Source organism: Streptococcus sp. HMSC072C09, from assembly GCF_001813105.1.
Classification (GTDB): domain Bacteria; phylum Bacillota; class Bacilli; order Lactobacillales; family Streptococcaceae; genus Streptococcus.
In genome coordinates this window covers 111018-124872 of sequence record NZ_KV811501.1, presented here as the reverse complement: position 1 = coordinate 124872, position 13855 = coordinate 111018, and the positions used below count along the sequence as shown (strand labels likewise).

The 13855-nt window shown below is 41.4% G+C and carries 13 protein-coding genes and 1 riboswitch; of the genes, 12 read left to right on the top strand and 1 reads right to left on the bottom strand.

Translation table 11 applies throughout. From position 1 onward, the window contains the following. Window positions 1-209: 209 nt before the first annotated feature. The 7 genes from trmL to HMPREF2893_RS06345 all read left to right on the top strand — a co-directional run bounded on the left by trmL (window position 210) and on the right by HMPREF2893_RS06345 (window position 6269). The gene (gene trmL, locus HMPREF2893_RS06375) at window positions 210-752 is read left to right on the top strand and encodes a tRNA (uridine(34)/cytosine(34)/5-carboxymethylaminomethyluridine(34)-2'-O)-methyltransferase TrmL (protein ID WP_003008338.1); all 543 of its coding nucleotides are present in this window, start codon (window positions 210-212) and stop codon (window positions 750-752) included. 80 nt (window positions 753-832) lie between these two features. Next, a riboswitch (FMN riboswitch) is annotated at window positions 833-982 on the top strand. A gap of 202 nt (window positions 983-1184) precedes the next feature. Further along, entirely contained in the window at window positions 1185-1757 is a 573-nt protein-coding gene (locus HMPREF2893_RS06370) for an ECF transporter S component (protein WP_324250337.1), read from the top strand. Further along, window positions 1747-2397: a phosphatase PAP2 family protein gene (locus HMPREF2893_RS06365; RefSeq protein WP_070675090.1), complete on the top strand. Its 651-nt coding sequence runs from the start codon at window positions 1747-1749 to the stop codon at window positions 2395-2397. The genes HMPREF2893_RS06370 and HMPREF2893_RS06365 overlap by 11 nt, the downstream gene beginning before the upstream one ends. A 57-nt stretch (window positions 2398-2454) precedes the next feature. Beyond that, a complete protein-coding gene (locus HMPREF2893_RS06360; protein WP_083312245.1) occupies window positions 2455-3414 on the top strand; it encodes a tRNA modification radical SAM protein MnmL/YtqA in 960 nt (319 codons plus the stop codon). After that, the gene (locus HMPREF2893_RS06355) at window positions 3398-3955 is read left to right on the top strand and encodes a tRNA 5-(aminomethyl)-2-thiouridylate-methyltransferase MnmM (RefSeq protein ID WP_070675084.1); all 558 of its coding nucleotides are present in this window, start codon (window positions 3398-3400) and stop codon (window positions 3953-3955) included. The genes HMPREF2893_RS06360 and HMPREF2893_RS06355 overlap by 17 nt, the downstream gene beginning before the upstream one ends. Continuing rightward, window positions 3948-4202 (top strand): hypothetical protein, encoded by a 255-nt coding sequence (locus tag HMPREF2893_RS06350; RefSeq protein ID WP_045759757.1) that lies wholly within the window; start codon window positions 3948-3950, stop codon window positions 4200-4202. Before HMPREF2893_RS06355 ends, HMPREF2893_RS06350 begins: the two co-directional genes overlap by 8 nt. A 12-nt stretch (window positions 4203-4214) precedes the next feature. Then, window positions 4215-6269, top strand: coding sequence for a cation:proton antiporter (locus tag HMPREF2893_RS06345; protein WP_070675080.1), 2055 nt, complete (start codon window positions 4215-4217; stop codon window positions 6267-6269). 211 nt (window positions 6270-6480) lie between these two features. Here HMPREF2893_RS06345 and HMPREF2893_RS06340 read toward each other — a convergent pair whose 3' ends face one another. After that, on the bottom strand, window positions 6481-7272 hold the full coding sequence (locus HMPREF2893_RS06340) for an ABC transporter ATP-binding protein (RefSeq protein WP_024054785.1): 792 nt from the start codon (window positions 7270-7272) through the stop codon (window positions 6481-6483). A gap of 74 nt (window positions 7273-7346) precedes the next feature. Here HMPREF2893_RS06340 and HMPREF2893_RS06335 point away from each other — a divergent pair, with 74 nt between their 5' ends. From HMPREF2893_RS06335 to HMPREF2893_RS06315, 5 genes are all read left to right on the top strand, one after another. Further along, window positions 7347-8474 carry an AI-2E family transporter gene (locus HMPREF2893_RS06335; protein ID WP_003008322.1) on the top strand — a complete coding sequence of 376 codons (1128 nt, stop codon included), beginning with the start codon at window positions 7347-7349 and terminating at the stop codon, window positions 8472-8474. A 136-nt stretch (window positions 8475-8610) separates the two neighbouring features. Beyond that, the gene (locus HMPREF2893_RS06330; RefSeq protein WP_070675077.1) at window positions 8611-10092 is read left to right on the top strand and encodes an AcpB/EbpR/MafR family transcriptional regulator; all 1482 of its coding nucleotides are present in this window, start codon (window positions 8611-8613) and stop codon (window positions 10090-10092) included. 115 nt (window positions 10093-10207) lie between these two features. Further along, window positions 10208-11557 (top strand): hemolysin family protein, encoded by a 1350-nt coding sequence (locus HMPREF2893_RS06325; protein WP_031574335.1) that lies wholly within the window; start codon window positions 10208-10210, stop codon window positions 11555-11557. A gap of 408 nt (window positions 11558-11965) precedes the next feature. Continuing rightward, a complete protein-coding gene (locus HMPREF2893_RS06320; protein ID WP_070675074.1) occupies window positions 11966-12943 on the top strand; it encodes an ABC transporter substrate-binding protein in 978 nt (325 codons plus the stop codon). A gap of 10 nt (window positions 12944-12953) precedes the next feature. Beyond that, complete coding sequence (locus HMPREF2893_RS06315) at window positions 12954-13847, top strand: ABC transporter permease (protein WP_070595307.1); 894 nt, start codon at window positions 12954-12956, stop codon at window positions 13845-13847. Window positions 13848-13855 lie beyond the last annotated feature (8 nt).

The following is a 13855-nucleotide window of genomic DNA, read 5'->3' as shown; positions in this document are numbered from 1 at the left end:
GCTAGGAGGGATTGAAAACTTTGATAAAGTTTCTTAAAAAAATCTAAAAAAACTATTGACAGGAGCTTCAAAAGTGATATACTTAGAAAGTACCTTCGTTGATTTACCTCAAACCTGTTGTGAGTTAAGTTAATGAAGCTGTAACCACGCTGTTTGCTGAGCTTGACTCCGGGCAGTGTGGCTATTTTTTTATCAGAAAGAGATCGAGTATGAATATTGAAGAACTGGACTACCAAGAGTCAGCTGCTCAAAACCACATCGTCTTGTTCCAACCTCAGATTCCACAAAATACGGGAAATATTGCACGGACTTGTGCGGCGACCAATTCCCCCTTACATATCATTCGCCCCATGGCTTTTCCGATCGATGATCGCAAAATGAAGCGAGCAGGACTTGATTATTGGGACAAGCTGGATGTCCGCTTTTATGATAGCCTGGAAGAGTTTATGGAAGCGGCGCGCGACGGTCAGGTACACCTAGTGTCCAAGTTTGCAAATCAGACCTATTCGGATGTTTCTTATCAGGATGGGAAGTCCCATTATTTCTTGTTTGGACGCGAGGATAAAGGTTTGCCGGAAGATTTTATGCGCCAGCACGAGGAGAAGGCCATTCGCATTCCGATGAATGATGAGCATGTCCGTAGTTTAAATGTCTCCAATACTGTCTGCATGATTGTCTATGAGGCACTCCGCCAGCAAGGTTTTAAGGGGCTGGAGTTGAGCCATCGTTATGAGCACGACAAGCTCAAATAAGAACGAAAAATTAAAACCCGAACGATGTAATCCATGACGTTACAAAAACTTGCCTAGGCAAGTTTTTTTTGTTATCATAAAAGGGTCTTCAGGGCAGGGTGTAATTCCCGACCGGCGGTGACTTTTACTAGGAAATGTTCTTTTCCATACTCTAAAAGAAGTCCGCGAGCGCAAGCTGATGTGGTGTGACTCCACAACCGACAGTATAGTCTGGATGGGAGAAGACGAGAGACGAATAGACTGACATCTATTCTGATCTGTTTAGAGCTGATGCATGAAAATGGAACGTTAGGGTCTAAGACTGACTAACGGCATGTTTCGATGGAGACCAGCTAAAGTAACTAGAATATTTTCTAGTTTAAGCTTTGTTTAAATAGTTTAGAGTAGAATGATGGAGTAGACGTCTTTCCAGCTTCTCTAATTTTTAAAAAATTGGAGGAACCTGTTATGACAAATACACGTAAACTGACCCTAGTGGCTGTTTTATCCGCTTTATCTTTTATTTTGATGTTCTATCAATTTTCTTTCTTGATAGATTTCTTCAAAATTGATTTGAGTATCATCGCCATTTTGTTGGCCTTGGTCCTGTTGGATTTTAAAAGTGCCGTTTGGGTGACCTTGATCCGATCTGTCCTTAAGTTAGCCCTTAATAATAAGGGGCTTGAAACCTTGATCGGATTGCCAATCAATATCATTGGAGTTCTTGTTTTTGTCCTTGCTTTTGCATGGATTTGGAACAAGGAACGGACCCATGGTCGATTTGTCCTGGCAACGATTGTTGGAACGATCAGCTTGAGTATCACCATGGTATTGGTGAACTATGTCTATGCAATCCCTTTGTATGCTCGTTTTATGAACTATGATATTTCGAAAACACTAGGGCTTGTCCACTATTTAGCCGCAATGGTTGCACCGTTTAACCTAATCGAAGGGGTGATTTGGGCCGTCGCATTTGGGTTGATCTATACCTTATTGCAACCGATTTTGAAAAAATATGAAAAATAAACAACAACATTGGGCGAGGGCAAGCTTCGCCCTTCTCATTTTTGTGATTCTCGGGTATGTGATTCGCTTTTACCCGCAACAATTAACAGGCTTTGATAGCACGATTCAATCTGCTATTCGAGGCGATCTGCCTGCAGCACTGACGGCTTTCTTTACCAAAGTGACCCATGTCATGGATACCAAGATCATTGTCATCTGGGTGGGTCTTTTGCTGGCGGTCTTTGCCTATAAGAAATGGTACAGTGAAGCTCTTTTTCTAGGGAGCAATCTGGTATTGACTGGTCTTTTGGTGCTTCTTCTAAAGAATATCTACCAGAGACCGAGACCAAGTATTCTTCATCTAGTAGAGGAAAAAGGCTTTTCTTTCCCGAGTGGTCATTCACTGGCGTCTACCCTTGTTTTGGGAAGTTTGATCATCATCATCAGCCAACATGTAAAACATAAAACAGCCCGCTATTGCCTTCAAGGCTTGCTGGTTCTGGGAATCGTGACCATTGTGGTTTCCCGCGTTTATGTCGGGGTCCACTACCCATCAGACGTTCTCGGCAGTATGATTTTGGGTCTTGCTGTCTTACAGTTTGAGTATCCCTTGTATGATCGCTTGCGGTTTCAATGGCGCTTTACAGGGAAGCAAAAATAAGCATCTAACAACTAGGAGTTGAACTCGCGTTTTGAGTTCGATTCTTTTTTTGCTATAATGAAGGGTATGAAATCCTATAATACCTTGAATAATTATTATCGAACCTTATTTGGAGAAAAGACCTTTAAAGTCCCTATTGATGCAGGCTTTGATTGTCCCAATCGAGACGGAACAGTCGCCCACGGTGGCTGTACTTTTTGTACGGTCTCAGGTTCAGGAGATGCCATTGTGGCCCCAGAAGCTCCGATTCGAGAACAGTTTTACAAAGAGATTGATTTTATGCATCGGAAATGGCCAGATGTGAAGAAGTACCTGGTCTATTTTCAAAATTTCACCAATACCCACGATAAAGTGGAAGTCATTCGAGAGCGGTATGAACAGGCCATCAATGAACCAGGAGTGGTAGGAATCAACATTGGTACGCGTCCGGACTGTTTACCAGATGAGACCTTGGCCTACCTAGCAGAGCTGACAGAGCGCATGCATGTGACGATCGAGTTGGGGCTTCAGACGACTTATGAAGCAACTTCTGAATTGATCAATCGGGCCCATAGTTATGATCTCTATGTTGAAACAGTCAAGCGTATTCGCAAACAGGTGCCCAAGGCAGAGATCGTATCCCATTTGATCAATGGCCTTCCTGGGGAGACGCATGAGATGATGGTGGAAAATGTTCGCCGTTGTGTGACCGATAATGAAATTGATGGCATCAAGTTACACCTCTTGCATTTGATGACCAATACACGGATGCAACGGGACTATCATGAAGGACGACTTCAACTCATGAGCCAGGAGGAGTATGTCAAGGTCATCTGTGACCAGTTGGAGATCATCCCCAAACACATTGTCATCCACCGGATTACAGGGGACGCGCCACGGGATATGTTGATTGGCCCTATGTGGAGCCTCAACAAATGGGAAGTCCTAAACGCCATTGAAACTGAAATGCGTCGGCGTGGAAGTACCCAAGGATGTAAGCTAGAAGAAAAGGAGACTGCTGATGCTTCGACCACTTGAAATGGCCCATCAATTTTTAGCAGAAGTCATCACCAAAGAAGATGTGGTGGTGGATGCGACCATGGGAAATGGACATGATACGGCCTTTTTAGCCCAACTAGCAGGCCAGGTCTATGCCTTTGATATTCAAGAGCAGGCACTTGTCAATACCCAAGAAAGATTGGAAAAGTTGGGACTTCAACATGTCCGGTTGATTTTGGATGGCCACCAGCATGTGGACCAATATGTGGAGACCATCAAAGCAGCTATTTTTAATCTGGGTTATCTGCCATCTGCGGATAAATCGGTCATTACTCTTCCAGCTACCACGATTGAAGCGATGGAGAAAATTTGTGTTCGCCTAGAAAAAGGTGGGCGAATGGCTATTATGATCTATTATGGTCATGAGGGAGGAGACATCGAGCGTGATGCAGTGCTGGACTTTGTCAGTCAGCTCCCTCAAAAAGACTATACAGCGACCATCTACCGGACACTGAATCAAGTGAATCAGCCACCGTTTTTGGTCATGATCGAAAAATTAGAAAGCTACCGTCATGGATAAAGAATATTTAAAGAATAAAATTGAAGGATTGAGACATCATTTTGTCGAATCAACCATCCACGAGCGTGCAATGGGTTTTTATGATGAAGCTCATATGACCAAAAAGATGCTCAAAATAAAAAAGAAATTGGTTTCGCTTGAGATGGAACGGTCCCAAAAGAAGATTGAGCACAAGGATGTAACCAAGACAGACCAAAAGATTGCGGAGTTAAAACAGCAATTTGAGACCTGCTGCCAAGAACGCTAAGGAGGGAGTGATATGGAACTACTCCTTTATGCAGTGATCTTTTCGATGATTTTGATCATCTCAAATGCCACGAATAAACTTGTGCCGAGTCTTCCTCTACCCTTGATTCAAATTTTACTAGGGATTGGTTGGGCTCTCTTTGTGCCAGAAGAAAATTTTCATCTGGATACCGAGCTCTTTCTGGCCTTGGTCATTGGCCCTCTCTTATTTCGAGAAGCAGAAGAAGCAGATATTACTTCCGTCTTAAAGCACTGGCGGATCATCCCCTATTTGATTTTCCCAGTGATTTTTATCTCAACCATTAGTTTGGGCTGGGCAGCTCACTCCTTGTGGCTGAGCCTTCCTTTAGCAGCCTGTATGGCAGTTGGGGCAGCCCTTGGGCCTACCGACTTAGTAGCCTTTGCTTCCCTGTCTGAGCGCTTTAGCTTTCCAAAGCGGGTTTCGAATATCTTAAAAGGCGAAGGATTACTAAATGATGCCTCAGGTCTAGTTGCCTTTCGAGTGGCCTTGGCAGCTCTTGCGACCGGGAGTTTCTCTCTTGGAGAGGCAGGGATTTCCTTAGGAATCTCCATTATTGGAGGATTTGCGGTGGGGATCTTGACGGCCTTTGTGAACCGTTGGCTGCAAACCTTACTCTTGAGTGTTCGCGCCAGTGATATTGCCAGTGAATTGTTATTAGAACTGAGTCTCCCTTTGTTGACCTTCTTCTTAGCAGAAGAACTCCATGTCTCTGGTATCATTGCAGTAGTTGTGTCAGGAATCCTAAAAGCCAGTCGCTTTAAGCACATTACCCTCCTTGAAGCGCGGGTAGATACTGTGAGTCATACTGTCTGGAATACGGTCAACTTTATCTTAAATGGGTCGGTCTTTGTCATCTTAGGAATGGAATTGGAAATGATTTCCAAGCCCATCTTAAGTAGTCCCATTTACAATAATCTGCTTTTAGTTCTTTCTGTCTTTTTGTTGACAGCATTGCTCTTTTTGATTCGTTTTGTCATGGTTTACCTCTTTTATTGGTTCCGAACGGCTCGATTAAAAAAATCGTTGAGAAATTATCTAAAAGATGCCTTATTGCTGACCTTTTCGGGTGTGAAGGGAACGGTTTCGATTGCGACGATTCTTTTGATTCCAACCAAGATCGAAAAAGAATACCCTATCCTACTCTTTTTAGTGGCAGGAGTTACCCTTGTCAGCTTTATTGCTGGCTTAGTGGTACTTCCAAAATTATCAGAAGACAAGGAAGAAACCAATGACTACCTGATGCAGATCGCGATTTTAAATGATGTCGTCATGGAATTAGAAGCAGACCTAAAGAATAGCAAGCACAAAGGTCCCTTATATGCGGCGATTGATAACTACCATGGGCGCATAGAAAACTTGATTCTGGGCCAAGAAAACAGGCTCATTCAAAAGGACTGGGAACAGTTGAAGCTCCTGATTTTGAGTATTGAAAGTGACGGCTTGGAACAGGCTTATGAAGAAGGGAAGATTCGAGAGCGGGGCTACCGTGTCTACCAACACTATCTTCGCAATATGGAGCAACGTGTCAATCGCAATCTTTCGTCTCGCTTAACCTATTACCTCTTGGTGTCTTTCCGTCTTTTGCGTTTATTAGTCCATGAGATCTTAACTTTTGGGTCTGGCTTGCGAAACTGGTGGACCCGAGAAGACAGTAAGTTAGAGGCCATTGATTATGACCAGATTGCGGCCCTTTATTTGGCCAATACAGAAATCATTATCGAAAGTTTGGAAGACCTCAAGGGGATTTATCGGAGCAGTTTGATCTCTTTCCTACAAGAATCTCGTCTGAGAGAAACTGCTATTATTACCAGTGGGGCCTTTGTGGAGCGGGTTATTAATCGCGTGAAACCAAATAATATCGATGAAATGTTGAGAGGCTATTATTTGGAGCGTAAGATTATTTTTGAATATGAAGCGCAACACCTGATTACCGCCAAGCAAGCGCGCCGTATGCGGCAAAATGTCAATGAATTAGAAAGCTATTCCCTAAGAGAAAGTGCCAATACGCTTCCATACGATTTGATCGAGTATGCACGGAATCGTTGAGATAAGAGTAAAAGAGACTGGGACAAAAGTCCTAGCCTCTCAATTATTTTTAGGTTGTCGAGCAAGACGCAGTGGTTGAGTGGGCTCTACTACGCTGATCCCATCAGCTTTTACAGCCCTACTCAACTGTGCGGAGGTGGGACGACGAAATCGAATTCTGACGAATTACCGATTTCTGTCCCACTCTCTTTTTGCTTTATTCATTTTCTTTTCAGTGTGCGATTTCTGGTTTGACAAAGAGTCGCTCATCACCAAGATCAATAAGGGATACTGGTGCTTCATAAAATTGGCTTAGGACATGGGGAGTTAGGATCTTTTCCTTTGGTCCTTGCTCGACCACTTGGCCATGTTTGAGTAAGAGGACATGGGTCATGTCTGTTGTAATTTCCTCGGCATGGTGGGTGACGTAGATCATGGTTGGTGCGTGATCCAGTTGTTTGATATGATGGATCTGACGGAGGAGTTTTTCTCTGGCAAAGAGATCCAATCCACTAGAAGCTTCGTCAAAAATGATCAGATCTGGCTGGTCCATGAGGCTTCGTGCAATGAGAACGGTCTGCTTTTCTCCCTGGGAGAGCTCCCGGTATTTGCGACCGATCAAAGAGCTAGCCCCAATTGAAGTTAGCATATCCCGTGCCCAGTTTAGTTCTTCCTCCCCGTAAGCAGCATATAAGATACTACTCTTGTATTGACCAGTTAGGACAATTTGTTCTGTCAAAAGATGTTCTGGCAGTCTTTCTGAAATAAAGGAGCTAACGATCCCAATACGCTTCCGCAACTCTGGAATGCCCCCTTCTCCAAAGCGGGTTCCAAGGACAGTTACCTGGCCAGAACTAGCCCAGTATTCAGACATGAGCAGTTTGAGGAGGGTCGATTTTCCTGCTCCATTTAAGCCTAAAATCGCCCAACATTCATTTTCTTTTACTTGCCAGTTAATCTCTTTTAAAAGGGCTTTTCCATTGCGGATCAAATTGACGTCTTGTAGTTCAATCAAATTATTCATAACTTCATCCTTTTGATTAAAATCTCCTTTATTCTATCATAAAATATGGTAGAATAGAAAACAGGAGGTAAGGAATGTTTCGAAATAGTAAATTGTTATTCTGGACATGTGAGATCTTATTATTGACGGTGATTTTCTATATTTGGAAATCAATGGGGACTTTAATTTCTCCATTTGTATCTGTTCTGAATACCATCCTCTTACCATTTTTAATTGCAGGTTTTTTATATTACATTACCAATCCGATTGTTGAATTGTTGGAAAAACACTTAAAAATCAAGCGTGTGTTTGGGATTTTGATCACCTTAGTACTGTTGTTTGGGATCATTGGCTTAGGGATCTTTTATCTGCTCCCTATCTTAATCAATCAGTTAACCAGCTTGATCAATTCAACTCAAGGACTTTACTGGGAAGTTCAAAGTTTGGTTCGAAAACTCTCGACCAATCCTTTGTTCCAGAATGTGAATATCCAGTCGACGATTCAGCAGTTGAATCTCTCTTATATGGATATCCTACAAAATCTCTTGAATAGTGTGACCAACAGTTTAGGAAGTGTGGTTAACACTATTGTCAATACGGTCTTTATCTTGATCATGACCCCTGTCTTCTTAGTTTATTTCTTGGTCGATGGGAAGAAGTTATTACCGATGTTGGAACGGACCATTTTACGCAATGACAAACTCCACATTTCAAGCCTCTTGATTAGTTTGAATGAAACGGTCTCTCGCTATATTAGTGGGATTTCGATCGATGCCTTTATCATTGGAACCCTAGCCTACATTGGCTATAGTTTTATTGGATTGAAGTACGCTTTGGTCTTTGCCATTTTTTCTGGATTAGCCAACCTCATTCCATATGTAGGACCAACCATCGGGTTGATTCCGATGATCATCACCTATGCCTTCACAGATATGGATATGATGATCAAAGCAGTCATTTACATGTTGATTATCCAGCAGATCGATGGGAATATTCTTTATCCGCGTATCGTTGGAGGCGTGATGAAGGTTCACCCGATTACCATTATGGTTCTCTTATTGCTCTCAAGTAATATCTACGGCATTATCGGGATGGTCGTTGCGATTCCAGTCTATTCGATTGGAAAAGAAATTGTAAAATTCTTGGTAAATCTTTATGATAACCACCGTGCTGCTAAGGAGCAGAAGAAAAAAGAAGAATTTGGTATCATTAATAAATCATAGACTCTAGCGCCTATATGGGCCTTGGAGTCTTTTTTGTACAGTTTTTTGAAAAAATGCTGGAAAAAAGTCAACAAGTGCTATGAAATGTGTTAAAATATAAGTGATTTTGAAAGAAAATATGAAAAGGTAGGAAAAGATGAGACTGCTCTTATCGAAAAAACAAAGACGGCAATTGCAATTATTGGAAATCTTGATTAAGGAAAAAAGATGGTTCCACTTGAAAGAGTTGGCCAAGCGTTTGGATTGTACAGAACGTTCGTTAAAAGAAGATTTGTCTAATCTTCGTAGTACATTTGATGACTTTTTAATTGAATCCTCTACCAATGGGATCAAGATCAGTTATGAGGATTCGGTTGGGCTAGAAGTGATCTATCATCACTTTTTTAAAGAATCACAAGCCTTTGCCTTGATTGAATATCTTTTCTTCAACAAGGATGTTTCTAATGAATATATTTGCAGAAAGTTTGATCTGAGTTACCAATCTTTCTACCGCTTGATTCGGACGATCAATCAGAAGCTTCAAACCAAATACAATGTAAAGATTGATTTGAAACCCTTGAATCTTGTCGGGGATGAGATTGACGTTCGTTTCTTTTATGCCCAATATTTTGCGGAACGTTATTACTACATGGAGTGGCCTTTCCCAGAATTTAAGGAAGAGGCTGTAACCGATTTGATCACCTTCTTCTTCAAGCTCTATGGCTATCCATTGACCTTCTCTGTACTCAGGTCTTATAAAGTTCTCTTGACAGTCTACTTATCACGGATTAAGCAGGGCTATTTTATTGACATGCCAACGAACTATGATGTGTATAAGGACCAGTATCAAGGGGTGACCAATGTCGAGGAGATGTTGCGCTACTTTAGCTTGCAGTTGGGTGTCGAGTTGAATGAAAAAGTGCTGGAGCAGTTCTTTATTATCTTTATTCAAGAGAATTTCTATTTCAGTCCAGAAAGCTTGATCGAAGCTGCAGAAACAGATCCTTATGCCAAAGAATCAACGACGCTCATCAGAGATATGTTCAAGGATCTATGCTTTACCTATGATTTAGACATTGAAAATCTTGATGAGATGTTGATGCATGTCCATAACACGTCTCATCTCGATCGGAAGGAATTATTCTCGGAGTTCCTCTTATTTGATACCAAGACCAATACCAACGAAGATTTCATGAGCATCTTCCCAGCCTTCTATGATGATTTGAAGAAGCATATCATCACTTATATGAAGACCATGAAGCATGATCTGAACGAAGAGATCATCAAGCACATGATCTACACGGTCTACACTCACTGGGAACGTCTCTTGCCGCAGTTATTGCGCCGTCGGAAGTCCATTAAGGTCTTGATTATCAGTCGTTTTGACGATCACCATGCCAAATCCATGATTGATTTCCTAGATTTCTACTGTACGGATAACTTTGAATTTACGCAGATGATCAAGTACAATCTAACCGTAAACGATATCGAAGCTTCGGATGCAGATGTGGTGGTAGCCAACTTTATGATGCCCGAATTAAAGAACAAACCATTTATTTGTACAAGTAGTCTCTCATCGCTTGAGCTGGTTGAAAAACTCAATGCCTTCTTTTATGATTTTACCAGTGCAGAACACTAAAATCAGGACTTGTTCCTGATTTTTTGATGGTAAAAAAAGAAAATTTTATAGAAGAATGCAGGCTCTCCTATTTTGTGGTATAATATACAATATTATATACTGGAGGAAACTATCCATGGAAGACCCTGGCAGTCAGGAAATTTTACTGGAATTTATTTTATTGATTGTTTTGACATTGTTGAATGCCTTTTTCTCGGCGACTGAAATGTCAATGGTATCGTTGAATCGCTCTCGTGTAGAGCAAAAGGCTGAAGAAGGAGATAAAAAATACATTCGTCTTCTTAGCGTATTGGAGCAACCGAACCATTTCTTATCCACTATTCAGGTGGGGATCACCTTGATTACCATCTTATCTGGGGCGAGTCTTGCGGATAGCCTTGGACATGTCATTGCTGGATGGATGGGCAATACTAAAACGGCTATTGCAGCTGGAAGCTTTTTATCTCTAGCGTTTTTGACTTATATTTCGATCGTATTTGGGGAACTCTATCCGAAACGAATCGCTATGAACCTGAAAGATGAGTTAGCTGTTCGAACAGCTCCGATTGTCATTTTATTAGGAAAAATTGTTAGCCCCTTTGTTTGGTTGCTTTCAGCGTCGACCAACCTTTTGAGCCGTATCACGCCAATGGAATTCGATGATCCGGATGAAAAGATGACGCGGGATGAAATCGAGTATATGCTGACCAATAGTGAAGCAACACTAGATGCGGACGAGATTGAGATGCTCCAAGGGATCTTTTCATTAGATGAAATGGTAGCGCGTGAAGTCATGGTGCCACGGACAGATGCCTTCATGGTTGATATCAATGATGATACCAAAGAAATCATTGAAAGTATCCTTAAGCAAAACTTTTCACGGATTCCTGTCTATGATGATGACAAGGACAATGTCATCGGTCTCATCCATACCAAACGTCTCTTGAACGAAGGATTTATCAATGGCTTTGATAATATTGTCTTAAGAAAGATTTTACAAGAACCTTTGTTTGTTCCAGAGACCATTTTTGTGGATGATCTTTTGAAGGAATTGCGCAATACCCAAAATCAAATGGCTATTCTGCTTGATGAATATGGTGGGATGTCTGGTTTGGTTACTCTTGAAGACCTTTTGGAAGAAATCGTCGGTGAAATTGACGATGAGACTGACAAAGCAGAAATTGATGTCTTTGAAATTGCGGACAATACCTATGTCGTACAAGGAGCCATGTCACTAAATGACTTTAACGAATATTTTGATGTTGAGTTGCAAAGTGATGATGTGGATACCATTGCAGGGTATTATCTGACAGAGGTTGGGCGAATTCCAACCTTGAAAGAGCGACTCAGCTGTGAAGTCGATAGTCAAAAGAAACACCTCATTTTGACAAACGACAAAGTAAAAAATGGTCGTGTGACCAAGGTGAAAGTTGAAATTTCTGAAATCGTCGAGGAAGATGAAGAAACTAAATCAAAAGAAGATTAAAAAATAGAGGCCTGGACGTGTTCCAGCCTCTGTTTTTTTCTTGTCAGGAGCAGTTGAATTTTCAAAAAATTTCAAAAATTTCTGAAATAGTCTTGACAGCCAAAAAAAATTAAGGTAAGATAATACCCATAAAAAAAGAAAGCAGAAAATAAACATGAAGCAACAAGCCATTTCAACTCAAAAATTTTACTTTAGCTACTTTAGATAGTGTTTGTAGACATGATCTCATGGATGCAAACAACCCAAGCAATTTGTTTGTATCTATGTGGCTAAGATTTTTGATGATGGTCCATAGAGCTAGTATCTAAATGGACCGAGGTTTTGTAACTTGTTGGAGAATTTCAAGCATCCGTTTAGAGTATCATCTAAGCGGATTTTTTGTTTATTTTGCAGAAAAGGAGTCAATAAATGAAAGTAGTGAAAAAATTGCTAGCACCTGTCCTGGTTGTAGGACTTCTGTTAACATCATTGGTGACCTTACACAATCTAAAGGATACTAAAAAAGACAATGTCTTTCGAATTGGGATTTCCCAGTACATCACCCATAAGTCGCTCGATGCGACACGAAAAGGCTTTATCGAGGAGTTGAAGAAAGAGGGTTATGTAGATGGGAAAAATATTCAGATCGATTTCCAAAATGCTCAAGGGGAGCAACGAAATCTGAAAAATATTTCTAAACAATTGGCAGAAAAAAGTGATCTAGTCTTTGCGATTGCAACCCCTTCTGCACAAAGTTTGGCTAATACCACTAAATCAACACCTATTGTCTTCTCAGCTGTCACAGATCCTTTGGCAGCGAAATTGGTGAAAAACTTGAAAGAACCAGGTGGCAATATCACAGGGACAAGTGACCAGTCAGAAGATGCGATCGCTACACAGGTAGACATGATTAAGCAAGTGCTTCCAACGGCGAAAACAGTTGGGATTCTCTATACGCAAAGTGAGCCTAACTCCGTCGTCCAAAAAGACAATGCGAAGAAGATCCTAGAAGCTAAAGGCTATCAAGTGGTTGAAAAAACAATTCTCGATAGTAACAATGTGAAAGCTGCAGCAGACAGCATCATGTCAGAGGCAGATATCGTCTTTGTTCCGACGGACAATATTATCTCTTCTACAATGGACACTGTCAAACAGGTTTCTATCAGCCATAAGGTGCCCGTTTTTGGTGGATCTGCTGAGATGGTGGCCACTGGTGGTTTGTACAACTTTGGTACCGATTATGAGGAATTGGGGAGACAAGCTGCTCGGATGGCTATTCGTATCATGAAGGGTGAAAAACCTGGAAAAGTCGCAGTTGAAACACCTGAAAAATTAGAATTGCATACCAATAAAGAGATGGCTAAAGAACTAGGAATTGATATTAGCTCGTTGAAGGTAGAAAAATAGGAGGTTTGAGATGAATTTCGTTTTATCAAGTTTATCAGAAGGTTTATTGTGGTCGATCATGGCGATCGGTGTTTACTTAACATTTCGAATTTTAGATATTGCCGATATGACGGCAGAAGGAGCCTTTCCACTTGGGGCAGCAGTTGTAGCCTCACAAATTCAAGCAGGAAGAAACCCTTGGCTGGCGACCTTATTGGCTTTTCTGGCAGGGATGATCGCAGGATTGGTTTCAGGAATTCTCCATACAAAAATGAAAATTCCAGCCCTCTTGACAGGGATTGTCACTTTGACCGGTCTCTACTCTATCAATATTAAAATCATGGGGGGAGTACCCAACCTCTCTATTGGCGATGCCAGTACCATTTTCAAAAGTGTCATGAAATTGGGCTTGTCCAATGAAGAAGCTGTCTTTTTGATTAGTATTTCTTGCTTGATCATCGTCTGTATCTTGTTAACTCTCTTAATGAAGACGCAACTTGGCTTGGTTTTGCGCTCGACTGGTGATAACATTCCAATGAGTGAGGCAAATGGGGTCAATGTAGATAACATGAAGATGTTGGGCTACATGATTTCCAATGGCTTGATTGCCCTTTGTGGAGCCATGTTTGCACAAAATGATGGTTTCTCAGATGTGACTTCTGGTACAGGGACGATCGTAGTCGGTTTGAGTGCGGTGATTATCGCTGAAGTTTTGATCCACGAATTGACCATTGGTTGGCGCTTGCTTTCCATCGGGGTTGGAGCCATTGTGTATCGTTTGATTATCTTAAATATTTACGAGATTCCAAATCTCGATCAAAATATGGTCCGTCTCTTCAATGCGATCTTGCTCGCGATTGTCTTGTTCGCTCCTGAGGCGCAAAAACGTCTTCGTGTTCGTGGACTGAAGTTAGGAAATAAGTAGGAGAAAAG

Excerpts from the sequence above, each read along its gene's own strand:
- HMPREF2893_RS06360 (WP_083312245.1), top strand. The coding sequence starts at position 2,455 with ATGAAGGGTATGAAATCCTATAATACCTTGAATAATTATTATCGAACC.
- trmL (WP_003008338.1), top strand. The coding sequence starts at position 210 with ATGAATATTGAAGAACTGGACTACCAAGAGTCAGCTGCTCAAAACCAC.
- HMPREF2893_RS06345 (WP_070675080.1), top strand. The coding sequence starts at position 4,215 with ATGGAACTACTCCTTTATGCAGTGATCTTTTCGATGATTTTGATCATC.
- HMPREF2893_RS06350 (WP_045759757.1), top strand. The coding sequence starts at position 3,948 with ATGGATAAAGAATATTTAAAGAATAAAATTGAAGGATTGAGACATCAT.
- HMPREF2893_RS06320 (WP_070675074.1), top strand. The coding sequence starts at position 11,966 with ATGAAAGTAGTGAAAAAATTGCTAGCACCTGTCCTGGTTGTAGGACTT.
- HMPREF2893_RS06340 (WP_024054785.1), bottom strand. The coding sequence starts at position 7,272 with ATGAATAATTTGATTGAACTACAAGACGTCAATTTGATCCGCAATGGA.
- HMPREF2893_RS06365 (WP_070675090.1), top strand. The coding sequence starts at position 1,747 with ATGAAAAATAAACAACAACATTGGGCGAGGGCAAGCTTCGCCCTTCTC.
- HMPREF2893_RS06315 (WP_070595307.1), top strand. The coding sequence starts at position 12,954 with ATGAATTTCGTTTTATCAAGTTTATCAGAAGGTTTATTGTGGTCGATC.
- HMPREF2893_RS06330 (WP_070675077.1), top strand. The coding sequence starts at position 8,611 with ATGAGACTGCTCTTATCGAAAAAACAAAGACGGCAATTGCAATTATTG.
- HMPREF2893_RS06335 (WP_003008322.1), top strand. The coding sequence starts at position 7,347 with ATGTTTCGAAATAGTAAATTGTTATTCTGGACATGTGAGATCTTATTA.
- HMPREF2893_RS06325 (WP_031574335.1), top strand. The coding sequence starts at position 10,208 with ATGGAAGACCCTGGCAGTCAGGAAATTTTACTGGAATTTATTTTATTG.
- HMPREF2893_RS06355 (WP_070675084.1), top strand. The coding sequence starts at position 3,398 with ATGCTTCGACCACTTGAAATGGCCCATCAATTTTTAGCAGAAGTCATC.